This is a genomic window from Stenotrophomonas sp. NA06056, from assembly GCF_013364355.1.
In the GTDB taxonomy this organism is placed as follows: Bacteria; Pseudomonadota; Gammaproteobacteria; order Xanthomonadales; family Xanthomonadaceae; genus Stenotrophomonas.
In genome coordinates, this window is record NZ_CP054931.1 from 958,857 (window position 1) to 981,959 (window position 23,103).

21 protein-coding genes are annotated in these 23,103 nt (G+C 65.8%); 13 read left to right on the forward strand and 8 right to left on the reverse strand.

Translation table 11 applies throughout. The features are described 5' to 3' along the window. Positions 1-58: 58 nt before the first annotated feature. The 5 genes from nudE (at position 59) to HUT07_RS04200 (ending at position 3,025) form a co-directional block, all read left to right on the forward strand. The gene (gene nudE / locus HUT07_RS04180; RefSeq protein WP_176019870.1) at positions 59-622 is read left to right on the forward strand and encodes an ADP compounds hydrolase NudE; all 564 of its coding nucleotides are present in this window, start codon (positions 59-61) and stop codon (positions 620-622) included. Next, positions 619-1,422, forward strand: a complete 804-nt coding sequence (gene cysQ / locus HUT07_RS04185; protein WP_176019871.1) for a 3'(2'),5'-bisphosphate nucleotidase CysQ — start codon at positions 619-621, stop codon at positions 1,420-1,422. Before nudE ends, cysQ begins: the two co-directional genes overlap by 4 nt. Before the next feature lie 14 nt (positions 1,423-1,436). Next, complete coding sequence (gene mazG, locus HUT07_RS04190) at positions 1,437-2,273, forward strand: nucleoside triphosphate pyrophosphohydrolase (protein ID WP_176019872.1); 837 nt, start codon at positions 1,437-1,439, stop codon at positions 2,271-2,273. Beyond that, positions 2,270-2,596, forward strand: coding sequence for a YnfA family protein (locus tag HUT07_RS04195; RefSeq protein WP_100553277.1), 327 nt, complete (start codon positions 2,270-2,272; stop codon positions 2,594-2,596). The genes mazG and HUT07_RS04195 overlap by 4 nt, the downstream gene beginning before the upstream one ends. Positions 2,597-2,722: 126 nt before the next feature. Further along, a complete protein-coding gene (locus HUT07_RS04200) occupies positions 2,723-3,025 on the forward strand; it encodes a DUF962 domain-containing protein (protein WP_176019873.1) in 303 nt (100 codons plus the stop codon). 377 nt (positions 3,026-3,402) lie between these two features. Here the strand turns inward: HUT07_RS04200 and HUT07_RS04205 are convergent, their stop codons facing one another. From HUT07_RS04205 to HUT07_RS04225, 5 genes are read right to left on the reverse strand one after another with little or no spacing between them, the layout of a single operon-like run. Beyond that, positions 3,403-4,590 (reverse strand): GDSL-type esterase/lipase family protein, encoded by a 1,188-nt coding sequence (locus HUT07_RS04205; protein ID WP_176019874.1) that lies wholly within the window; start codon positions 4,588-4,590, stop codon positions 3,403-3,405. Between the two features lie 14 nt (positions 4,591-4,604). Continuing rightward, positions 4,605-5,357 carry a glucose 1-dehydrogenase gene (locus tag HUT07_RS04210; protein WP_176019875.1) on the reverse strand — a complete coding sequence of 251 codons (753 nt, stop codon included), beginning with the start codon at positions 5,355-5,357 and terminating at the stop codon, positions 4,605-4,607. A 48-nt stretch (positions 5,358-5,405) separates the two neighbouring features. After that, positions 5,406-6,710, reverse strand: coding sequence for an MFS transporter (locus tag HUT07_RS04215; protein ID WP_176019876.1), 1,305 nt, complete (start codon positions 6,708-6,710; stop codon positions 5,406-5,408). Further along, positions 6,707-8,935 carry an oligoalginate lyase gene (locus HUT07_RS04220; RefSeq protein WP_176019877.1) on the reverse strand — a complete coding sequence of 743 codons (2,229 nt, stop codon included), beginning with the start codon at positions 8,933-8,935 and terminating at the stop codon, positions 6,707-6,709. The genes HUT07_RS04215 and HUT07_RS04220 overlap by 4 nt, the downstream gene beginning before the upstream one ends. Then, the gene (locus tag HUT07_RS04225) at positions 8,932-10,371 is read right to left on the reverse strand and encodes a polysaccharide lyase 6 family protein (protein ID WP_176019878.1); all 1,440 of its coding nucleotides are present in this window, start codon (positions 10,369-10,371) and stop codon (positions 8,932-8,934) included. Before HUT07_RS04225 ends, HUT07_RS04220 begins: the two co-directional genes overlap by 4 nt. 243 nt (positions 10,372-10,614) lie before the next feature. Between HUT07_RS04225 and HUT07_RS04230 the strand changes: the two genes are divergently transcribed. The 6 genes from HUT07_RS04230 (at position 10,615) to gcvH (ending at position 18,252) form a co-directional block, all read left to right on the forward strand. Beyond that, a complete protein-coding gene (locus tag HUT07_RS04230; protein ID WP_176019879.1) occupies positions 10,615-13,506 on the forward strand; it encodes a TonB-dependent receptor in 2,892 nt (963 codons plus the stop codon). Between the two features lie 102 nt (positions 13,507-13,608). Further along, positions 13,609-14,352: a FadR/GntR family transcriptional regulator gene (locus HUT07_RS04235; protein WP_176019880.1), complete on the forward strand. Its 744-nt coding sequence runs from the start codon at positions 13,609-13,611 to the stop codon at positions 14,350-14,352. Positions 14,353-14,473: 121 nt separating this feature from the next. After that, positions 14,474-15,433 (forward strand): SPFH domain-containing protein, encoded by a 960-nt coding sequence (locus HUT07_RS04240; RefSeq protein WP_025877782.1) that lies wholly within the window; start codon positions 14,474-14,476, stop codon positions 15,431-15,433. A 1-nt stretch (position 15,434) separates the two neighbouring features. After that, complete coding sequence (locus HUT07_RS04245; protein ID WP_176019881.1) at positions 15,435-15,869, forward strand: NfeD family protein; 435 nt, start codon at positions 15,435-15,437, stop codon at positions 15,867-15,869. A 781-nt stretch (positions 15,870-16,650) separates the two neighbouring features. Next, positions 16,651-17,763, forward strand: coding sequence for a glycine cleavage system aminomethyltransferase GcvT (gene gcvT / locus HUT07_RS04250; RefSeq protein ID WP_176019882.1), 1,113 nt, complete (start codon positions 16,651-16,653; stop codon positions 17,761-17,763). Between the two features lie 93 nt (positions 17,764-17,856). Then, positions 17,857-18,252 (forward strand): glycine cleavage system protein GcvH, encoded by a 396-nt coding sequence (gene gcvH, locus HUT07_RS04255; RefSeq protein WP_025877788.1) that lies wholly within the window; start codon positions 17,857-17,859, stop codon positions 18,250-18,252. A 283-nt stretch (positions 18,253-18,535) separates the two neighbouring features. On the opposite strand, the gene HUT07_RS04260 is transcribed toward gcvH, so the two are convergent. Then, positions 18,536-18,916, reverse strand: a complete 381-nt coding sequence (locus HUT07_RS04260) for a hypothetical protein (protein ID WP_176019883.1) — start codon at positions 18,914-18,916, stop codon at positions 18,536-18,538. A gap of 112 nt (positions 18,917-19,028) precedes the next feature. On the opposite strand from HUT07_RS04260, the gene HUT07_RS04265 reads away from it, so the two are divergent. Beyond that, entirely contained in the window at positions 19,029-19,568 is a 540-nt protein-coding gene (locus tag HUT07_RS04265) for a hypothetical protein (RefSeq protein WP_176019884.1), read from the forward strand. Between the two features lie 63 nt (positions 19,569-19,631). Here HUT07_RS04265 and HUT07_RS04270 read toward each other — a convergent pair whose 3' ends face one another. Next, positions 19,632-20,555, reverse strand: a complete 924-nt coding sequence (locus HUT07_RS04270; protein WP_176019885.1) for a LysR family transcriptional regulator — start codon at positions 20,553-20,555, stop codon at positions 19,632-19,634. Between the two features lie 113 nt (positions 20,556-20,668). Here HUT07_RS04270 and HUT07_RS04275 point away from each other — a divergent pair, with 113 nt between their 5' ends. Then, complete coding sequence (locus HUT07_RS04275) at positions 20,669-21,427, forward strand: SDR family oxidoreductase (protein ID WP_176019886.1); 759 nt, start codon at positions 20,669-20,671, stop codon at positions 21,425-21,427. Between the two features lie 126 nt (positions 21,428-21,553). Here the strand turns inward: HUT07_RS04275 and HUT07_RS04280 are convergent, their stop codons facing one another. Continuing rightward, positions 21,554-22,954 (reverse strand): serine hydrolase domain-containing protein, encoded by a 1,401-nt coding sequence (locus HUT07_RS04280; RefSeq protein ID WP_176019887.1) that lies wholly within the window; start codon positions 22,952-22,954, stop codon positions 21,554-21,556. Between the last annotated feature and the right edge of the window lie 149 nt (positions 22,955-23,103).

The following is a 23,103-nucleotide window of genomic DNA, read 5'->3' on the forward strand; positions in this document are numbered from 1 at the left end:
TGCTGCCTGCACATTCTATCGGCCTTGGCGCACGCGCCGGCTGCCACGGAGATTCCGCATGAACGATGACCGCGCCAGGCGTCCGCTGCCGATCATCCATCGGATCACCGATGAGGAGAACGGGCCCTTCCAGCGCCAGCACCTGGATCTGGAGTTCTCCAATGGTGAACGCCGCCGCTTCGAGCGCCTGGTCAGCCGTGGCCATGGCGCGGTGGTGGTGGTGCCGATGCTTGATGATGAAACCGTACTGCTGGTGCGTGAATACGCGGCTGGCATGCACCGCTACGAGCTTGGCCTGGTCAAGGGCCGGATCGATGCCGGCGAAACGCCGGAGCAGGCTGCCGACCGTGAGCTGAAGGAAGAGGCCGGCTATGGCGCTCGGCAGGTTGACGTGCTTCGCGCGATGACCCTGGCGCCGACCTACATGAGCCATCAGTCCTGGCTGGTGGTCGCACGCGACCTGTACCCGGAGAAGCTGGCCGGCGACGAGCCGGAGGAGCTGGAAGTGGTGCCATGGAAGCTGGCCGATCTGGACCAGCTGATGCTGCGCGAGGACTTTTCCGAAGGGCGTTCACTGGCGGCGCTGTTCATCGCCCGCCAGTGGCTGCAGGGAACGCGATGATCAAGCTGACCACGGAATTGCGAGAGACCACGATCGCCATCGCCCAGGAAGCCGGGCAGGCCATCATGCAGATCTACAACAACGGTTTCGACGTGACGCTCAAGCACGACGACAGCCCGGTTACCGCTGCCGACCTCGCCGCCGACCGGGTAATCCAGCAGGGGCTGCGGCAGCTGACCCCGGACCTGCCGATCCTGTCGGAGGAGTCGCCGCTGGTGCCGTGGGAGCAGCGCCAGCACTGGGGCGCGTACTGGCTGGTCGATCCGCTGGATGGCACCCGTGATTTCGTCAAGCGCAATGGCGAGTTCAGCGTCAACATTGCGCTGATCTACCAGGGTGCTCCGGCCTTCGGCGTGGTCCAGTCGCCGGTCACCGGTATTGTCTGGCACGCGATGCGGGGCGAGCTGGCGTATCGCCGGCAGGGTGTACATGACACCGTGCTGCGTACCCGTACACCCGCGATTGCGCCGCTGCGGGTTGCCGCCAGCCGTTCGCATCGGTCTGCCGAGACCAATGCCTTGCTGGCCCGGATGGGCGACATCGAGACCGTGGTGCAGGGCTCTTCGCTGAAATTCTGCCGGATCGCCGAGGGCGGACTGGATGTCTATCCGCGGCTCGGCCCGACCTCTGAATGGGATACCGCAGCTGGCCAGTGCGTACTGCACGCGGCCGGTGGTGCGGTGCTCTCGGTCGGCACCGGCAAGCCGTTCCGCTACAACCGCCGGCCGACGCTGTTGAACGGCGAGTTCATGGCGCTGGGTGATACCAGCCTGCCGTGGCGCGACTGGTTGTCTGATTGATGCTGGAGAAACGCATGAGCACGCACGACACCCCCGCCACCGGCGAGGCCAGCGCGGAGCTGGAGCGCCTGCTGGCCATCATGGCGCGCCTGCGCGACCCGCAGGGCGGTTGCCCTTGGGACCTGCAGCAGAACTTCGCGACCATCGCGCCTTACACGATCGAAGAAGCCTACGAAGTGGCCGACGCGATCGACCGTGGCGACCTCGACGACCTCTGCGATGAACTGGGTGACCTGTTGCTGCAGGTGGTGTTCCATGCACGCATGGCTGAAGAGCAGGGGGCATTTGCCTTCGCCGAAGTCGCGCGCGCGATCAGCGACAAGATGCAGCGGCGTCACCCGCATGTGTTCGCCGATGTCAGCGTCGCCGATGCCGACGGTGTGACGCGTAACTGGGATGCGATCAAGCGTGCCGAGCGCGCTGCCAAGGGCGAGCAGGACACCTCGGCGCTTGCGGATATCTCGCGGGGCCTGCCGGAATGGCAGCGGGCCGTGAAGCTGCAGTCGCGCGCGGCCAAGGTCGGTTTCGACTGGCCCGGTCCGCTGCCGGTGCTGGACAAGGCGGCCGAGGAGCTGCAGGAGCTGCGCGAGGAATTCGAGCGCGGCGATATCGCCGGCAACAAGGCGCGCCTGCAGGAGGAACTGGGTGACCTGCTGTTTGTCTGCGCCAACCTGGCGCGGCATGCGGACATCGATCTGGGCGCGGCGCTGCGCGGGGCCAACCACAAGTTCGAACGTCGCTTCCGTTCGATGGAGGCGCAGGCCGAGGCACAAGGCGATTCGCTGGCTGCCCTTGATCTGGATGCACAGGAAGCCCTCTGGCAGCACGCCAAGGCGGCGGAGAAGGCGTGAAGACGCTCGGGCTGTTCCTGCTGACCGCGCTGGCCGAGATCGTTGGCTGCTACCTGCCGTGGTTGTGGCTTCGCAAGGGCGGCAGTATCTGGCTGTTGCTGCCGGCTGCGGCCAGTCTGGCATTGTTCGCTTGGCTGCTGACCCTGCACCCGACCGCCAGTGGCCGCGTTTACGCCGCATATGGTGGCGTGTACATCGGCACGGCGCTGTTCTGGCTGTGGCTGGTCGATGGCATCCGCCCCAGCCGCTGGGACATGCTGGGTGCGGCACTCTGCCTGGCCGGCATGGCGGTGATCATGTTCGGGCCGCGGCAGCCGGTCTAATGGCCGCGTCTCCTTTCCTGTAGAGCCGAGCCATGCTCGGCTGCTCTTGTCCGGCGTGGCCGAGTAGGCTCGACTCCACGCAGCAAAGGCGCATGATGGAGCCGGTCATCGCCCCGGAGCATGCGCATGTCCCGCTTCGCCAACTTCCGCGAGTTCTACCCGTTCTATCTCAGCGAGCACCGCAACACGGTCTCGCGGCGCCTGCACTTCATTGGCAGCTGCGGCGTGCTGCTGCTGGTCGCCACCGCCGTGCTGCGAGGACAGCCGATGCTGCTGTTGGCTGCGCTGGCCTGTGGCTACGGCTTTGCCTGGGTCGGTCACTTCTTCTTCGAGAAGAACCGCCCTGCCACATTCCGCCATCCGCTGTATTCCTTCATCGGTGACTGGGTGATGTTCGCCGACATCCTGCGGGGCCGTATCAGATGGTGACCCGGGTTTTTGACCTTCTGTAGAGTCGAGCCATGCTCGACTGCTTTTGGCAGAGGCAGCCGAGCATGGCTCGGCTCTACAGGAAGCCAAGGCAGCCGAGCATGGCTCGGCTCTACAGGAAGCCAAGGCAGCCGAGCATGGCTCGGCTCTACAGGAAGCCAAGGCAGCCGAGCATGGTTCGGCTCTACAGGAAGCCAAGGCAGCCGAGCATGGCTCGGCTCTACAGGAAGCCAAGGCAGCCGAGCATGGCTCGGCTCTACAGGAAGCCAAGGCAGCCGAGCATGGCTCGGCTCTACAGGAAGCCAAGGCAGCCGAGCATGGTTCGGCTCTACAGGAAGCCAAGGCAGCCGAGCATGGCTCGGCTCTACAGAACCACGTCAACGCGGGCCCGTGCAGCCCAGCATCGCCAGGTCGATCGAGTCGGCCATGCGCCGGTAGCCCTCGTCGTTCGGATGCAGATGATCGCGGGTAATGTTCGCTGGCAGTGATTCCGGCTGTTTCGGATCACGCAGCGCCGCATCGAAATCCACCACGCCATCGAATCCGGTGTCCTTGCCACGTGCCCACTGGTTGATCGCGGTGCGGGTGGCGGCCGATACCGGTTCGTAGCGCTCCGAATCGCCGAACGGCGTCAGCGTACCGAGATGCGCGCGGATGCCATGCGCGTGCAGCCGTGCGGCCACCTGGCGATAGCCGAGCAGCATGTCCGCAGCGCTGCGTCCCGGCAGCGGCTGTGCACTGCCACCGTGGCGGATGTCATTGATGCCTTCGAACAGGATCACCTGGTCGGCGTCGGCCACCGCGATCACGTCGCGATCCAGCCGTGACAGCGCGCTGTGGCTGCGGCCATGGTCCAGCAGCTTGTTGCCGCTGATGCCCTGGTTGAGCACCACGAAGCGGTCCGGGCAGGCCTGTTGCAGACGCAGGCCCAACCGCTCGGGCCATTGGTTGAGCGAGCCGCGCGAGGCGGTCGCGCCTTCGGTGATGGAATCACCCAGGGCCACGATCACCTGCGGCCGATCAGCGCGCTGCACCAGTACGGCCGAGAACACATTCTGCTGGTAGCCCACGCGCACGCTGTCGGCCACCGCATCCTGTTTTCCGTCGGCCACGCGCACCACGGTGCGGCGCACCGCAGGGCGGGTGGGCTGTGGGAAGTACGCGATCACGCTGATCTCCTGCAGGGCGGCGACCTGCAATGGCAGCGCATCACTCAGCAGCGCTGCACCCACCGGTACGTCGATGGACGTGCGTCCATCGACGGTGACCGGCAGTGCTGCCGCCTTGCCGTCCTTCAGGCGCACCCGCACCTCTTCCACATGCAGCGGCGTGGTGCCCAGCTCGTTGCTGATGCGCAGACGCAGCGCATCGCCCTTGCTGCCCAGGCGCATGTCCTGGCGCACGGTCTGCGCTGCGAACTGTACCGGCGCGTCGGCGCTGCCATCCTTGCGGTCAGGTGCGGGCGAGGCGGTCCAGGCGGTGACCCAGACCGGTGCGGCCAGCGCCACGGGGGCGGTCACGGCGCTGCCGATGGCCAGGGAAAGCAGGGTGATCCAGCGCTGCATGGGCTTTGGTCCGGTCAGGAGAAGTAGGTGCCGCCGTTGACGTCCAGGTTGGCACCGGTGATGAACGCTGCAGCGTCCGAGGCCAGGTACACCGCCGCATCGGCCGCTTCATCCGGCAGGCCCTGGCGACGCAGCGGCGTCGCACCGGCCACCGCCGTGCGCACTTCAGGCTTGGTGAACTCATCGTGGAAGCGGGTGGCGATCATGCCGCAGCACAACGCATTCACGCGGATACCCTTCGGTCCCAGCTCCTTGGCCATGGCCCGGGTGAAGGTCATCACGCCTGCTTTCGCTGTGGCATAGATCGCCGCGCCAGGGCCACCACCATCGCGACCGGCCTGCGAGGCGAAGTTCACGATCGCCGCGCCTTCGCTCATGTGCGGTACCACGGCATGGGTGGTCAGGTAGGTGGAGGTCAGGTTGAGGTCGATGACCTTGTGGAAGAACGCCGGATCGATGTCGGCCAGCGGACGACGCTCGACCATGCCGCCGGCCACGTTCACCAGCACGTCGATGCGCTGGCCGAATGCAGCCTGGGTTGCTGCGACCAGACCGGCCACTGCGGCCGGATCGGTGACGTCAGCGCGGTGGGCGATGGCCTGGCCGCCAGCCGCCTTGATTAGCGCCAGTGTTTCCTGCGCGCTGGCTTCGTCGTTGGCGTAGTTGAGGCAGACGCGGGCACCGGCCGCGGCCAGCTTGATCGAGACGGCACGGCCGATATCACGGCCACCACCGGTGACGATGGCCACCTTGTCCTGGAACGACATACGGGAAACTCCTTGGTTTGCGGGGGAATACGAGGAAAGAGGGGGCGCTCAACCGTCTGTGCGGTCGAGCTTGTGGATGGGTCCGGTCCACCACCACAGCGCCGCCAGCGACAGCGGCACCAGTGCGGCAACGAGGATGAAGATCGGTGCATAGGAATGGCGGGTCAGCACCGGCACCAGCCAGGTGGTGATCAACGTGCCGGCCACTGCGGCCAGGCCGCCGAGACCGGCCAGCGTGCCGACCGAGCGGCCGTCGAACAGATCGCCGGGCAGGGTCTGGATGTTGCCGATGGCGATCTGGAAACCGAACAGCACTGCAGCGATCGCCAGCACCGCAAACAGCGGCTGGTTGGCCAGTACCGCACCCAGCAGGGCCGGTGCCATGATCACGCAGCCCAGCGAAATCGACAGCTTGCGCGCGCGGTCCACGCTCTGTCCGGCATTGATCAACCGCCCTGACAGCCAGCCGCCACTGAGGCTGCCCAGCATGGCGCCGACGAAGGGCACCCAGGCGAACAGGCCGATCTGCTTGATGTCGAAGCCGAAGGTCTCGGCCAGGTAGATCGGCAGCCACGATACGAACAGCCACCAGATCGGATCCAGCAGGAAACGGCAGGCGAGCATGCCCCAGCTCTGCCGGTGGGCCAGCAGCGAACGCACGCTCACCTTCGGCGCATCGGCGCGCTGCTGACCTGCCTGGTCTTCCAGGATCAGGCGTCGCTCCGCGTCACTCACCCACGGGTGCTTGTCCGGGCCGGCGCGATAGACGAACAGCCACGGCAGCAGCCACAGGAAGCCAAGCGCACCGACCAGCACGAAGGTGCCGCGCCAGCCCAGCCACAAGTACAGGCCGGCGATGGCCGGTGCCGAAACGATGGCGCCGATGGACGCACCTGCGTTGAAGATGCCCTGCGCGAGGGCGCGCTCACGCGCGGGGAACCACTCGGCGTTGGCTTTCACCGCGCCGGGCCAGGCACCGGCTTCGCTGATGCCCAGCATCGCCCGCACCACGCTGAAGGACAGCATGGAGTGAGTGACCGAATGCAGCGCGATCGAGATCGACCAGACACTGATCGACAACGCGAATCCCAGACGCGTCCCGATCATGTCGAACAGGCGCCCGAACAGGAACTGGCCAGCGGCGTAGAACAGCATGAACACGGTCACCAGCAGCGCGTAGTCGTCCTTGGTCGCGCCGACTTCCTTGGCGATCTCCGGCCACATCACCGCCAACGCATTGCGGTCGATGTAGTTGATCACGGTGGCCACCGCGATCAGGCCGACGACCAGCCAGCGCACGGCTGAACGCACCGGTACCTTGCGCAGCGCGGCCACGGCCGCGGGGCCGTTCATCGTGCCTCACCCTTGCTGCGGTCCATGCGCGCATGGCTGCCGCTCCAGCGGTAGGCATGGCCGTCCACGGTCACGCTGTGTTCGCCCTTCGCGTCGCTGTCGTCGGCCACGCCCAGTGCGATGCGTGCACCGCTGGACAGGCGCAGTTCCAGCACCTCGGCATCATTGCCGCGCGTGCGGATGATCTGCTTGATGCGGCTGTAGGCGCCGTGCACGTACTCGGCGGTGCCGTTGTACTCGCCATGCGGCTCCAGCACGCTGAAGAAGGTCACATCCTTCTGTCCTTCCACGCGCTGCAGCAGTGCCGGTTCGCGGCGCAGGTTGAATTCGGGATCGTTGGCACCGCTTTCCACCAGCAACGCCTGCGATGGCGCGCTGCTGCCGAAGCGGTAGGTGTAGAAGCGTCCGTCGAGCAGCCATGCCAGCGTGCGCGGTTCACTGCCGGCCTTGCTACGCGCGTCCAGCCACAGGTGCTGGTAGCCGTTGTCGCCGCCGAGCACCGGGCGCTGGGTGGGGAAATGCTCGGCCTCGAAACCGGTGGTGACGATATGGCCGTTGAAGTGCAGCGGCAGGTCGTAACGCGCGGCCTTGTCGCCGTGCACCTGCAGCAGGTCCAGCACCACCGGCAGGCCCAGTTCGGGGTGGCGCAGCAATGCCTGGGTGCGGGTGAAGACCACGCCCGGATAGGCATCGCGCATCGTCGCCGAGGCGATCTGGGTATCTGCGTCGGCCTGGAAGAAGCGCACCTGCGGGGCGAGTTCCTCACCGCGCTTCCAGTCACCCTTGAAGTGGCTCTGCTCGTTCACCACCAGGGTGTTGTGGGCCACGGTCTGCTTGGCCCAGCTGCGGTTCTCGGCCAGGTAGATGCCGCCTCGCTTGGCTTCCACGTTGAGGAAGCGTGCTGCGCCGTAGTCGGTCACCACGGCATTGCCGTTGTCGTAGAACAACCAGTTGAGCTTGTCGAAGTGGCCATGGCCCATGCCCTGCATGGTGTCCTTCTGCACCAGCGCCTGGCCGCGTTCGCCGCCCATGCGCAGGATCGCCAGACCGCCGCGTTCACCGTCCGGGCCATCGCGCAGCAGCATCGGCCGGTAATCGAACGGCTTGGCTTTGTTGGCCGCCAACGCCTGCGCCACCTGCAGCCCTTCCGGTGACAGCAGCAGGCGTTTCTGCTGCTGCGCGACCGACAGCAGACGGTCATCGCCGGTGCGCGCATAGGCAATGCCGATGCCGGCCACCAGCTCTTCGGTGTCGATGCCCTTGTCCAGGATTGCATCGTTGATCGGGAAGAACAGGCCGCCGTAGCTGGTCTGCACCAGCACGTCCACCGCCTTCAACAGCACGCCGTCGCGGCGCGCGAAGATCTTCCGTTGCGGCTCGTTGCGCTCGATTGCGTTGGCGAACAGCAGGAACGGCGCCAGCGCATAGCGCTGGTAGTAGGGGCCTTCCTCGTAATAACCATCGGGCGAGAACAGCAGGTCGATCTGCCGCAGGAAACCGAACTGGTCATCCTTGCGGCTGCCGCGCAGCGATTTTTCCACCAGTTCCGGATCGCGCAGCACGTAGCCGGTCATGCCGGTGGCCGCCACCGCCCAGGTTGCGTGGTTGTGGATCTGATCATAGTTCTTCGGTTCACTGGCCAGGAACTCAGCCATCGGCCGGAACACCTGCGATTCGATGGTCTGCCGATCCTGCGGCGACAGGGCATCGCGGATCGCGTCGTAGCCCTGGATGGCGTTGACCAGCCAGACCGAATCGTTGAGCACCTGCCAGAACACCCGGCCGGGAATCTGCCCGCGTCCTTCCGGATGCGGGCCGAGGGTCGGGTAGAGCTGGGCGTACTGCAGCAGCATGTCGCGCGCGTACGTCACGTAGGCCTTGTCGCCGGTCAGCCGGTACAGGGTGCCGGCGGCCAGCAGTGCCTGGTAGTTGCGCTTGTGCTGCTCATGGGTGCGACCGCCACCCTTGTCCTTCGGCACCGGCACGTCGATGCCGGCCTTCATCATCTTCTGCAGCGACTTCTGCGTACGTGCCTGCTCCTTGGCGAACCACGGATAGCGGCTGCCCTCGCTGGCCATCTGCTGCCACTGTGCAGCGGTCACCAGTACCGGCGCGGTGTCGGCTTGGCGTGCGGCGGGCGTCGGTGCCGCCTGCAGCGGCAGGGCCGGCAACACGGCGGCGGGCAGGGCCAGGGCCAGGGAAACGAACAGCGGCTGCAACCTCATCGATCAACTCCGGTGCTGGTGCGTGACAGGGCAACCTCGCCCACCTTGGGATACCAGTCCACCCCCGTCTGTTCGCGCGGGGTCATCGCCAGCGCCGGATCGGCGCCGATGGCGGGCAGCGCCGTTGCCGGCACCCACAGGCCGCTGGCCGCCAGCTGCAGGGCGATGTTGGCGCTGCTCACGCCGCCCGGGAATACGCTGCTGGCCTGTGGCGACTGCACGTTGTTGCTGAAGGCGATGCCCGCCAGCGAGCTGGCCGCATTCGGTGGATTCTTGCTGGTGCGGTTGACGATCAGGTTGCCGCTGAAGTGGCTGTTGCTGGCCGCGACCACGATCCCCTTGGCCTCGTCATGGCCCACGCCGAAGCTGATCTTCGCCACGTCGACAAAAGTGTTGCGGCTGATGGTTGCGTTGACCACCGGCGCATAGCCGGACAGTGGCGGATTGGCCTGCGCATCCATCACCGCCAGCGCCGAACGGTTGCTGGAGCCGGCCAGCCGTTCGAAGTAGTTGTTGCTGACGGTCTGGTCGGCATTGATGATGCGCACGCCGCCGGTGCCGGCCTTGTCGTCGCCGAGGAAGAGGTTGTCGATCACCCGGTTGCCGTTGCCATGGCGCAGGGTCAGCGCGCCGGCCGAACGATAGAACACGTTGCCACGGAAGGTGTTGCCGCCGGACTTGTTGGAGACGATCTCGGTCTCACCATCACAGCCCTCGAACCAGTTGTTTTCGACAGTGCTGTTGGAATCGCTCAGCGAGGTATCGCTGGTGCCGACGCGGATCGTTTCACCGCCGTTGACGCCCAGTGCCGGCCGCGGGCCGAACCAGTTGTGGTCGATGCGGTGCTGGTTGTCCAGGCCCTGGACCGCATCGCGCACCACTACCACCGTCGGGCCGGCATTGGTCTTGCCACGCAGCTGGCTGTGGTCGAGGCGGTTGTTGCTGCCGTACAGCGACACCCAGTAGTCCTGGTCGCTGCCATCGGGGTTGCTGTAGTCATCAATGACCAGGCCGGTGACGCGGCTGTGGCTGGCCACCGCCTTGCTCGATTCGCGGAAGGCCACCACCGCGTCACCCGGTGTGTAGCCGTTGCGGAACACCAGGTTGGAGACCTGCAGGTAGCTGCCGGCCAGGCGCAGGTCCGACGCCCCGCTGAGGATCACCTTGCCCGGTGTCTGCGCGCGCAGCACGATCGGCGCGGCAGCCGTGCCCTGGCCCTTCAGCAGCAGGCGCGCATCGGTCCAGGTGCCATCGGCCAGCACGATCTCATCGCCTGGCTGCAGGGCGGCAGCGGCGGTGGCGAATGCGCTGGCGTCATGGACGAGCCAGCTGGCGGCCGTTACAGGGGAACTGGTCAGGCATGCTGCCAGACCAATTGTCAGGCAAGATGCGACGGTGGTTCTTGAAAGGCGGTGCGAAGTCGATTGAGTGCGCATGAAGTCCTTCCAGAGACGGCTATGTCGAGGTTTCAGAGTCGGTGTGCATACCACTTGTTGGGTGTGTTGTAAGCCACGTTGCGCGCAAAGTCATGCTGCATGAGCACATGAAATGGCGGGCAACCGGTCTGAATCAAAGGTAATACGAAAAATCCAGTCCAGTTGGTTGACATTTCTGTGTCGACGTGTCGAAGCTGCGTCCCACGCCTACTGTCCGGGCGTTCCTTTGGGAGGAGGAAAACCATGCGGCTACCTGCCGGAGTTGTACGTCGTACACCGTTGTCACCCACGCCACTGATCGTGGCACTGCTCGCTGCGCTGGCGGCTTCGCCGGCCGTGCAGGCGCAGTCTGCCGGTACCGGTTCCGGGCAGGACGCCACCACCCTGGATCAGGTGCAGGTCACCGGCATCCGCGAGTCGATGCAGAGCTCGATCAACAAGAAGCGCGACGACACGGTGATTGCCGATGTGTTGTCGGCCGATGACATCGGCGACCTGCCCGCGCCGTCGCTGGCCGATGCGATCGAAACGCTGACTGGTGCCGCCTCGACCCGCGACAAGACCGGTGCGTCGGAAATCTCGATCCGGGGCTTGGGCGCATTCCTCAGCAGCACCAACTTCAATGGCCGCGAGATCACCAACGGCAGCGGCGACCGCTCGGTGAACTTCAACATGTTCCCGGCCGAGCTGATCAACACGGTGGCGATCTACAAGACCCAGCGTGCCGACATCATCGAAGGCGGTGTGGCCGGAACCATCGGCCTGGAGACGGTCAAGCCGCTGGAGTATGGCAAGCGCTCGGCGCAGTTCGACCTGCGCGGCAGCTGGGCCGAGTATGACAAGAAGTACCGCGACGACGATGGCATCGGCTATCGCGGTACCGCCAGCTACATCGACCAGCTCGAATTCGGCAACGGCCAGAAGCTCGGTATCTCGCTGGGCATCCAGCGGCTGGAGGGTACCGATCCGGAGGAGAGCATTACCAGCGGTTCCACCTGGTATGCCTGCGATGGCAGGCAGAATGTGGCCAATGCCAACTGCAATGAAGTCAGCGCCCAGGCCATCGCCAACGGTGCACCGTATTACCTGGTGCCAAGCAGCCGCATCTATCGCCTGAAGCAGGAACGCAATGATCGCCAGAGCGAGTTCGCGGCGATCCAGTGGCGGCCCAACGACGTGGTCGAGGTCAACCTCGATTTCGAGCATACCGAGCGCAACTGGGACGAGAACCGCAGCGACCTGAGCCTGTCCAATGCACGTCGCGGCATCACCCAGCGTGATGTGGACGAGGACGGCATCGTCCGCCACCTGCATGGCAGCACCTCCATCGATTCGACCTCCAACCGCTACTGGCGTGGCGAGGAATACACCGGCGGTGGCCTCAACCTGATCCTGCGCCCGAGCCCAGCCTGGGAGCTGTCCACCGATCTTTCCTATTCGCATACCAACCGCTTGGACAGCGAGCGCATGACCCGGCTGCGCGCCAACCAGCGCGACGTCAACAACGCCATCGTGCCGGGCATCAGCAGTGGCGCCACCGGCTATGTCGACTACGACTGGGACTGGCATGGCGAGGTGCCGAGCGTGGCGCTGGCGCCGAACTTCGATCCGAACAACTGGGATGCCTACACCGGTGCAGCGCGGGTGACCTCCAGCGCTACCGAGAACGACCACAAGATCAAGGCTGGCCGCTTCGATGCCAGCTTCATGCCGGAGTCCGGTTTCTTCACCCGGATCAAGGGCGGCGTGCGCGCCAGCCAGGCCGACTACCGCCTGCGCGACAACACCCTGGTGACCGACTACGACCAGCGCGTTGCGGCAGACAAAGCGAAGATCATCGCCGCCAACCGTGCCTGCCGAGCCCCCTTCCCGCAGGACGACTTCATGGACGCGGCCAGCGGCAACACGATCTCCTCGTGGGCGTACTTCGATCCGAGCTGCCTCTATGAATCCTTCCGCGGCACCAGCGACAGCGGCCTGGACCCGGATTTCCAGGATCCGAACAACGTCGATGTGACCGAGAAAACCCGCGCGCTGTACCTGATGGGCGAGTTCAGCAGCACGCTGTTCGGGTTGCCGGTCACCGGCAATGTCGGCCTGCGCTGGGTCAAGACCGACGTGCGCTCGGAAGGAGTGCGCACCGACCTGGCAATCATCGACAACGGCGACGGCACGATCCGCCTGCAGCCCACCGGCGACTACACCACCCAGGTGTTCAAGGCGGGCAACGACAAGCTGCTGCCGAGCCTGAATGCCGCTTTCGAGCTGAAGCCGGACCTGCTGCTGCGGGTGGGGGCGTACCGGGCGATGTCACGCCCGGATATCGCCGCACTCGGCGCCGGCCGCACCATCAATGTCAGCAGCGATGCCACCTATACCGGTCTGGCTGACGCGCTGGACGACATCAGTGCCAGCGGCAATCCGGCCGCACAACCGTTGATGTCCTGGAATGGTGATGTCTCGCTGGAGTGGTATGCCAACCCGGACACGCTGCTGGCCGGTGCGGTGTACTGGAAGCAGTTCAACGGTGGCACCGCCACCGCGCTGGTGCCGGAAACCTACACCATCAACGGGCAGACGGTGACCGTGCCGGTGCGCCAGCAGGTGACCACCGACGAGGACAGCACCCTGACCGGTATCGAGCTCAGTGCCACCCACCGGTTCTCGTACCTGCCCAAGCCGTTCGATGGCCTTGGCTTCAAGGTCAGCTACAACTATGCCGACGCCGACTACCAGACGCAGGATTCACGGTTGGGCGAGCAGTTGGCCGCCGACGGATCGATCATCCCGGCTATCGTGCCGCCGGCCGGCCTGAGCGGATTCTCGCGGCACGTACTGTCCGGTTCCCTCTACTGGGATGTGGGCCGCTTCAACATCCAAGCCATCGGCAAGTTCCGTTCGCACTATTACCAGGACTTCACCGGCAACACGGCGCAACAGAACCGCTACTACGATGACAACACCAGCGTCGACCTGCGCCTGCGCTACCGGGTGAACAAGCAACTGTCGCTGTCGCTGGAATTGATGAACCTGACCAACGAACCGCGTGTGGCATACCAACCGCTTTACGGGAATTTCCGCGAGGTGGTGAGCTACGGGCGGCGCGCGTATTTCGGTGTACGATACAAGTTCTGAACAGGGCGGCGCGGCCAATGGTCGCGCCGTCGCTCCAACCGGACCCGCACCGTGCCCGGTGGCCGGGGACGGGCCCGGAGGGAACCGCCAAGGGTCAGCCGCATGTCCGCCAACCGTCTCTACCAGACCATCGCCGCCAAGCTCCGCAAGCTGATCGAAGATGGCGAATATCCGTCGGGTTCGCGCCTGCCGGGCGAACGTGAACTTGCCGAACGCTTCGGCGTCAGCCGGGTCACCATCCGCGAGGCGGAAATCGCCCTGGAAGCGCAGGGCTGGATCGCGATCCGTATCGGTTCGGGCGTCTATGTGAAGCCGCGCCCGGCGCAGGCTGCCGGCGGGCTGCCCGATATCAGCGCCTTCGACCTGACCGCTGCGCGTGCCGTGTTCGAGGCAGAAGCCGCCGCGCTGGCGGCCAGCAATGTCGATGAGGCCGGTATCGCCGAACTGCAGGTGCTGGCCGAAGCGTTGTGCCGGCGTGACCTCACCGATGAAGAGGCCGGTGATTACGACCGCCGCTTCCACCTGGCCATCGCCCGCCTGTCCGGAAACCCGGTGGTCGAGTATTTCGTGCAGCAGATCTGGCGCATGCGCAGCGAGCTGCCGCGGGTGACCGAGGTCTATGCCCGGGTGTGCCATGACGATGGCGCCAGCCGCGCCGACGAGCACATGGCGATCTTCGAGGGGCTGCGTGCGCGTGATCCGGTCGCGGCGCGCAATGCAATGCGACATCACTTCCAGCGCCTGTTCGAGGCGATGCTGGAGGCGACCGAAAGCCAGGCCCTGGCCGAGATCCGCCGGCAGACCCAGCAGGACCGCGAGCGGTTCCTGGCCACGACCCGGATCTGACCGGGTCCATCCGGTAGCGCCGGGCTCCGCTCGGCTGCTTTGCGCTGGAACGTGCGATACCCGCATAGCCTGTATCCGCGCGCTATGCTGGGCTCCGGACGTCTCCCATAAGGAAAGCGCGATGTTCCCGACCATGTTCTTCAGCGCGGTACTGGCCTTCGTGGCCGTGGTCATCCTGTTCAAGGCGGTACGGATGGTGCCGCAGGGCTATGAATGGACCGTCGAACGGTTCGGCCGTTACACCCACACGATGTCACCCGGTCTGCATTTCCTGATCCCCATCGTCTACGGGGTGGGGCGCAAGGTGAACATGATGGAGCAGGTGCTGGACGTGCCCGGTCAGGAAGTGATCACCAAGGACAACGCCGCCGTGCGCGTCGACGGCGTGGTGTTCTTCCAGGTGCTGGACGCGGCCAAGGCCGCCTACGAGGTGTCGGTGCTGGAAGTGGCGATGATCGCCCTGGTGCAGACCAACATCCGTACCGTGATCGGCTCGATGGACCTGGATGAATCACTCAGCCAGCGCGAGGTGATCAACGCCAAGCTGCTCAGCGTGGTCGACCATGCGACCAACCCCTGGGGCGTGAAGGTCAACCGCATCGAGATCCGCGACATCCAGCCGCCGCGCGACCTGCTCGATGCGATGGCACGGCAGATGAAGGCCGAGCGCGAGAAGCGCGCGCAGATCCTCGAGGCGGAAGGTTCGCGCCAGTCCGAGATCCTGCGTGCCGAAGGCGAGAAACAGGCTACGGTGCTGGAAGCGGAGGGGCGACGTGAAGCCGCGTTCCGCGATGCCGAAGCCCGCGAGCGCCTGGCCGAAGCCGAAGCCAAGGCGACCCAGGTGGTGTCAGCGGCGATCGCCGACGGCGACGTCCAGGCCATCAATTACTTCATCGCACAGAAGTATGTGGAAGCGTTCAAGGAACTGGCCACCTCGCCGAACCAGAAACTGGTGCTGATGCCGATGGAGGCCAGCGGCGTGATTGGTTCGATCGCCGGCGTGGCCGAACTGGCCAAGCAGGCCCTGTCCAACCAGGAAACCCGGCCGCCGGCGAAGCGCCCGCCGCCGATTGGAGGCTGACATGCGCTGGGAAGTCGTTGCCTGGGGTGCGCTGGCGTTGCTGCTGTTCGCCGCCGAAGCGCTGGCGCCCGGCGCGTTCATGCTGTGGATCGGCATCGGTGCGGCGGCGGTGTTCGCGCTGGTCGCGGTGTTCGCCGATATCCCGGTGCTGTGGCAGGTGGTCGCCTTCGTGGTGCTGAGCGTGCTGTCGATCCAGTGCTACCGGCACTGGGGCAAGCCGCGTGCACGGCAGAGCGACGCGCCGCTGCTGAACCGTCGCGCTGAACAACTGGTTGGGCGGGTGGTGCCATTGCAGCAGGCCATCATTGGCGGGCAGGGCAGGGTCAGCATCGACGATGCATCGTGGCAGGTGAGTGGGCCGGAGCTGCCGGCCGGCACGCTGGTGCGGGTGGTGGCGGTGCAGGGCAGTGCGCTGGTGGTCGAAGCGGTGGCCTAGGTTTCCAGCCAACGGGGGGGGGGGGGGGGGGGGGGGGGGGGGGGGGGGGGGGGGGGGGGGGGGGGGGGGGGGGGGGCGGGGGGGGGGGGGGGGGGGGGGGGGGGGGGGGGGGGGGGGGGGGGGGGGGGGGGGGGGGGGGGGGGGGGGGGGGGGGGGGGGGGGGGGGGGGGGGGGGGGGGGGGGGGGGGGCGCGCCCGCCCCCCCCCGCCCCCCCGGGGCGGGGGGGGGGCCCCCCCCCCCCCCCCCCCCCCCCCCCCCCCCCCCCCCCCCCCCCCCCCCCCCCCCCGACGGTTTCCGTGCGCGTCCAGCCCACGGAGAAGAAATCAAAAGCGAGAAGCAAAAGCCGGTCGCTGCGCTCTGTGGTGTCGGAGCCCTTTCCGCAGGAAAGGGCTCCGACACCTCTCTATATATGTATCGACACCCAAATCTGCTCTTGCTCCTGCATTTGACTTCCGTTCCGTCACTGGGAACGTTGAAAGGCTGGATCGGTATGGGCGAGCGGGACCGTTCGCGCCATGGATGGCGCGACCGAGCCCCCAGGGATGGGTTCACGGCGTGTCCCGATCGCCCATACCGCTCCGGCCAAGCCGTCGACTTCGCCGAGCCGATACGCTTTGGCTTTGGCTGTTGCTGTTGCCGTTGCCGTTGCCGTTGCCTGGCTTGTAGAAAGCGCTCGCCGGCCGCAGGCCGGCCAACATCCCCCGCTGCGCTGCGGCGCGACCTGCGGCCGACCGATCTGGGATAATGCGCGTTCTTGTTTCCTCTGCTGCCGGACCCGGTCATGACCCAGAAGACGCTGCTCAACGATACCCACCGCGCCCTTGGCGCCAAGATGGTCGATTTCGGGGGTTGGGACATGCCCATCCACTACGGCTCGCAGCTGGACGAGCACCACCTGGTGCGTCGCGAGTCGGGCGTGTTCGACGTCAGCCACATGACCGTGGTCGACCTGCGCGGTGACCAGGTCAAGCCGTTCCTGCGCCGCCTGCTGGCCAACTCGGTCGACAAGCTCAAGGCCACCGGCAAGGCGCTGTACTCGTGCATGCTGAATCCGCAGGGCGGCGTCATCGACGACCTGATCGTCTACTACCTGGGCGAGGACTTCTTCCGCATGGTGGTCAATGCCTCCACCCGCGAGAAGGATCTGGCATGGCTGCGTGAGCAGGCCGCACCGTTCGGCGTTTCCGTCGAGCAGCGCCCGGACCTGGCGATCCTCGCCGTGCAGGGGCCGCAGGCGCGCGACATCGTCATCGGCCTGGCCCGCGAGGCCGACCGTGAGGCGCTGGGCAAGCTCGGCCGCTTCGCCGCGCTGCAGGTGCAGTCCGACGACGGCGTTGAACTGTTCGTCGCCCGCACCGGCTACACCGGCGAAGACGGTTTCGAGATCCTGCTGCCGCAGGATGCCGTGGTCGCGTTCTGGAACCGCCTGCTTGCTGCTGGCGTAAAGCCGGCCGGCCTCGGCGCGCGCGACACCCTGCGCCTGGAAGCCGGCATGAATCTGTACGGCCAGGACATGGATGAAGCAATCAGCCCGTACGAAGCGGCGCTGGCCTGGACGGTGTCGCTGGACGAAGGTCGCGACTTCATCGGCCGCGACGTGCTGGAGGCGCAGAAGGCGGCCGGCAACGCACGTCAGATGATCGGCCTGGTGATGGATGAGAAGGGCGTGCTGCGCCATGGCCAGGCGGTCACCACTGCCGGCGGCCAGGGCGAGATCCTGTCCGGCACCTTCTCGCCGACCCTGGCCAAGGGCATCGCATTCGCGCGCGTACCGGCCGGTGAACTCGGCCAGGTCACCGTCGACATCCGCGGCCGCCAGGTGCCGGTGCGGGTGGTCAAGTTCCCGTTCGTGCGCGAAGGCCAGGCCCAGCCCGGCGTGCTCGCCGACGCATGATCCAAACGTGCCGGTCGTCACTGCCAGCAGTGGCGGCCGGTTGGTTACACTAGCCCCGTTTTTTCCACCCCTGCATATCTCTGGAGCAGTCCCATGAGCGAGATCCCCGGCGACCTCAAGTTCCTCAAGTCCCATGAGTGGGCCCGTGTCGAAGGCAATGGCCGCGTTACCGTCGGTATTTCCGACCACGCCCAGGGCCTGCTGGGTGACCTGGTCTACGTCGAGCTGCCGGAAGTCGGCGCGACCGCCAAGGCCAACGAGCAGATCGCGGTCGTCGAGTCGGTGAAGGCCGCCTCCGACGTCTACAGCCCGATCAGCGGCACCATCGTCGAGGTCAACTCGGCGCTGGCCGACAAGCCGGAAACCATCAACGAAGACGCCTACGGCGACGGCTGGATGTTCGTGGTCGAAGTGTCCAACAGCGACGAACTCAACGAACTGCTGGACCCGGACGCGTACGCCGAAGGCCTGGAAGACGAAGAGCACTGAGTCGTCGTTTCCCAGCTACGAAAACGGCCACCCTCGGGTGGCCGTTTTCGTTTTGGAGGACGCGTCGAACTTATGCCGACCGGTTCGCCGCATGCCATCGCCATGGCATCAGCCGGCGTTGAGCGCGGCCAAAAGGCGTGCGCAGTTTTGCGCAAATCCGTGTTTCGACCCCCGCGGCGGCGCGCCCGGATGTGAAAAGTTTTTGGCCGTGTTGCAGGTCCGTTGTGCTGCCGTTGGCGAGTGCACTGCCGTGCGTGGCAGCGTCGCCGTGCGGCGTTCTACTTCATGCCTCTACATGGCGCAGAGTGCTTGTTTCAAGTGTTTTTTCTTCGCTGCTCGTGCGCAGTTGATGGTTGCCACGATGCGCAATGCGGTGTTTGCCGGCGCTCGCGAACGAGCAGCGGCGGGCGTGGGAAGGCCTCCCGGGACGCGGCGGATGTGAAAATTTTTCGCGGGGGTTGTTGACAGTAAAAAAAACCGTGATTAGGTTTCGCCTCAGCAGACCTTGCCTGCCAAACCGAGTGCGCAGAATCAATCGTCCGATGCGAAGCAGCCCCTCGAAGACCACCGCGATCCTCAAGACGGTGGACATGGCCCCGCTTCCCCCGGAGAAATGCAAGGCGACCCCTGTTCCGATGCCTGCTCCGCCGATCGTGGCGGGCATCACCGCATCCGTAACGGCGCGCCTGACGCGCCGGCGGTCCCCGCACGCAGCATGGGCGGGTTTGATCCACCTGGGCGTTTCAACTCCCTATCACTGACGAGGAGCCATCACCATGGCAACCAAGAAAGCTGCGAAGAAAAAGCCCGCCGCCAAGAAAGCGGTGAAGAAAGTCGCCAAGAAGGCCGCTGCCAAGAAGGCAGTGAAGAAGGTCGCGAAGAAGGCGACCGCCAAGAAGGCAGTGAAGAAGGCTGCCAAGAAGGTCGCCAAGAAGGCCACGGCGAAGAAGACAGTGAAGAAGGCTGCGAAGAAGGTAGCCAAGAAGTCCACTGCCAAGAAGGCCGTAAAGAAGACCGCGAAGAAGGCCGTCAAGAAGGTAGCCAAGAAGGCCACCAAGAAGACTGCCAAGAAAGCCGTAAAGAAGACCGCCAAGAAAGCTACTGCCCGCAAGCCGGCCAAGAAGGCAGTGAAGAAGGCGGTAAAGAAGACCGCCAAGAAGGCGGTGAAGAAGACTGCGAAGAAGGCCACCAAGAAGGCTGCCCCGAAGAAGGCTGCCAAGAAGGTTGCCAAGAAGGTTGCCAAGCGCAAGCCGGCCGCCCGCAAGAAGAAGGCCGCCCCGGTGGCCCTTCCGGCAACGCCGGCACCGCTGATCTAAGTACTTCCCGATAGCCGTACCCTGAGACCCCTTCCCCGACTGCCCAGCGGGGAGGGGGTTTTTTTATGGGCTGTCTGCGCCTGGCCAGTTGCGATGGTCAGCGGCTTCGTACGGAAACCGCTCGATCAGGAAATCCACGAAGCTGCGCAGCCGGGTCGAGTGATAGCGGTCATGCGGATAGACCACGTGCATGGGCCGGCCGCGCCGCCCAAGTTCCGGCAGCAACGGGACCAGGCCGCCGTCATCGATGTCCGCCGCCAGCAGCAGGCTCGACTGCAGGATGATGCCCAGGCCCTGCAGCGCAGCCTGCCGCAACGCTTCGCCGTTGTTGATCTGCAGGCGTCCTGAGGGTAGCTGCCCCGCCGACGTCGCCTCGTCGCCCAGCCAGTGCGACAGCGCTGCCGGGTCCAGCGACAGGCAGTGATGCTGCCGCAGCGCCTGCACGCTGTGCGGCGTGCCATGCCGTGCGAGATAGGCCGGTGCTGCACACAAGGTCAGTCGGTAGGGGCTGAGCGGACGCGCTACGAGATGCGTGGCGTCGGCAAGCGTGCCGATGCGGATGGCGGCCTCGAACCCCTCATCGGCCAGTTCGACCACGCGATCGGTCAGGACCAGTTCGACGCTGACCTCGGGGTAGCGGTCCATGTAGGTCGACAGTGCCGGCACCAGCGCATGCGTGCCGAAGATCACCGGTGCACTGATCCGCAGTTTGCCGGCCGGTGCCAGATGCTGGTGCTGGGCCTGCGCATCTGTTTCCTCCACCAGACGCAGGATCTCCCTGCAGCGGCCGTAGTAGGCCTCACCGAAAGCAGTCATGTGCTGCCGTCGGGTGGTGCGGCTCAGCAGCTGCATGCCCAGCCGTTCTTCCAGAGCGCGCAGGTGCTTGCCGGCCATCGTTGCGGAGATGTCCAGTGCCGATGCCGCGGCACTGAGGCTGCCTTTTTCCACGGCCAGCACGTAGACCTGCATGCTCTCAAACAGGTTCATCTGACACTCCGGGTTCTGAATGTTGAAACTTTTCCGGAGTTTATCAATCGAGGGTATTCAAAGAGCATGTCCGCACGGCCAGATGGGCCGGTAGACCCTGGCAGGGGTAACACATGAAGCTGGATCTTGAAGGCCGTACCGCGCTGGTCACCGGCGCAGGCAGTGGTATCGGCGCGGGTGTCGCGCGGGTGCTGGCGGCATTGGGTGTACGTGTTGCGATCACTGCGCGGCGGCAGGCGTCGTTGCAATCGGTGGCGGACACGATCGAGGCGGCGGGTGGACCGGTACCGCCCGTGCTGCTGGGCGATCTCACCGACGCCGACGTTGTAAAGCGCATCGCCCGTGCATCGCTGGATGCGTTGCAGCGCGTGGACATCCTGGTCAATGCGGCCGGGGGCGCACGGCTGGCCGGGGTAGCGGCAGCGGATGAGGTGTGGGACGAAGCGATGGCGCTGAATTTCTCGGCGGCACGGCGACTGACGCAGGCATTGCTGCCATCAATGCGGGCCAATGGCTGGGGGCGTGTCATCAACCTCAGCGGGTCGATGGAGCCGCGTGCGGTGAATGCCGCGAGCCCGGCGAAGGCGGCGCTGCATCTGTGGAGCAAGGGGCTGTCCTGCGATGTGGCGGGCGAGGGCATCACCATCAACTCGATCGCCCCGGGGCGGATCAACAGCGCGCAGATCCTGGATCGGCTGCATCCCACGGAGGAGAGCCGGCGTGACTTCATCGCCCGCAATATTCCGATGGGGCGTTTCGGCGAACCGGAGGAGGTGGCGCATCTGGTCGCGTTTCTGGCCTCCCCGCTGGCGGGGTACATCACCGGGACGGTGATTCCGGTGGATGGAGGCATGCACTACTTCGCGCACTAGCGCTGCGGAACGGTAGCGCCGAGCCATGCTCGGCTGCTTGAATCAGCCGAGCATGGGCTTGGCTCTACAACAAAAGAAAAGGGCGACCCGTGGGCCGCCCTTCTGTTTACGGTCGAGCTTGCCAGCTCAGCGCGGCGACGCCACCGCGCGATTGCCCGAAGCGCCCTTGCCCTTGCGCTTGTCCTGCTGTGCAGGGGCGGCGCCTTCGGCCATCAGGTTGTCGCTGCCGAAGTCGGTGTCCACATCCAGCCAGCGCTGCGACGGCAGACCGAGGGCTGCGTCGAGCACGGTCGGCAACAGGCCGCTGGGCAGGCCGCTTTCGCCGTTCCACATGATGGCGATGCCGAGGTCGCGCTCGGGCACCAATGCGACCAGGCCGCGGTAACCCTGCACGGCACCGGCATGGAACACGACATCGTGACCGGCATAGTCGAAGGTGCGCCAGCCCAGCGCGTAACCCGCCGAGTGCAGGCGCTCGCGTCGCCAGCCCGAGCGCATCTCGCCCGGCGTGTTGATCAGGCTGGAGTGCAGGGTCGCCAGCAGCGGCGCCGGCAGCACGTCCGGACGGTGGCCGGTATGAGCCAGCAGCCACTGCGCCATGTCACTGGCACTGGCGTTGACGCCGGCAGCAGGGGCGACACGGTAGTAGGTCGGTTTCGGCGTCAGCGATACCCAGCCATTGCGGCTGCGCACGTGCGGGCGCGCCCAGCGCGAGCTGGCCTGGATGCCGGCCAGGCCGAGACTGGCATCGTTCATGCCCAGCGGCTTGAAGATGCGGCGTTCGACCGACTGCTCGTAGAAGCTGCCGGAGGCGGCGTAGACAACGTCGCCGATCAGGCTGAAGGCCACGTTCTGGTAGGCGTAGCAGTCGCCCGGCAGGCACTTCAGGCCGGTGTTGGCCAGCTTCTGGGTCAGCGCGTAGTACTCGGCATTGCCTTCGATGTCGCGGTCGTAGGCGTTGTACGGCAGGCCGACGCGGTGGCTGAGTACATCGGCCACGGTCAGGCGGTCGGTCGCCTCCGGCGAGTTCAGGCGGAAACCCGGCACGTAGTCGGTGACCTTGCTGTCCCAGCGCAGGGTGCCGTCGTTGACCAGCAGGCCAGCCATGGTGCCGGCGAAGGCCTTGGACAGTGACGCCAGGCGGAACACGGTGTGGGCGTCGACCGGCAACGGGTTGTTGACGTCGGTGACGCCGTAGCCGCGCGCGCTGAGTACTCGACCGCCCTGGACGATGGCCACGGCCATGCCCGGCACGCGCTCGCCATAGGTGAGCTGCTGCGCCATCGATTCGATGTTGGCGACGTTGAAGCCAGCCGCCGGCAACTGCACCTGCGGCACCAGCCCGGTGCGGTAGGCCGCAGGCTGGGTGTGGGCGACGGCGCCACCGGCAGCGGTTTCGATGTTGGTCGGCATCGGCGGCAGGGCCGGCGAGGTCTGCGCGGTGGTGGACAAGGCAAGGGGCATCAACATGCCCAGCAAACCGGTGGCCGCCGAACGGATCGGACGACGCAGGCTGTTCTTTTTCATCGGTTGGAACCCGTGCGCGACTGCTGGGGACGATTCTAGCGCCGCTTTTCGTCTATGCACAAACAAAGCGAAGATGAATGCGCATCTCGTTGAAAAAGTTGGATTTTTGACGCGGCAAACGCGGGTATCAGAAGGTGTCCCGGGTGGCA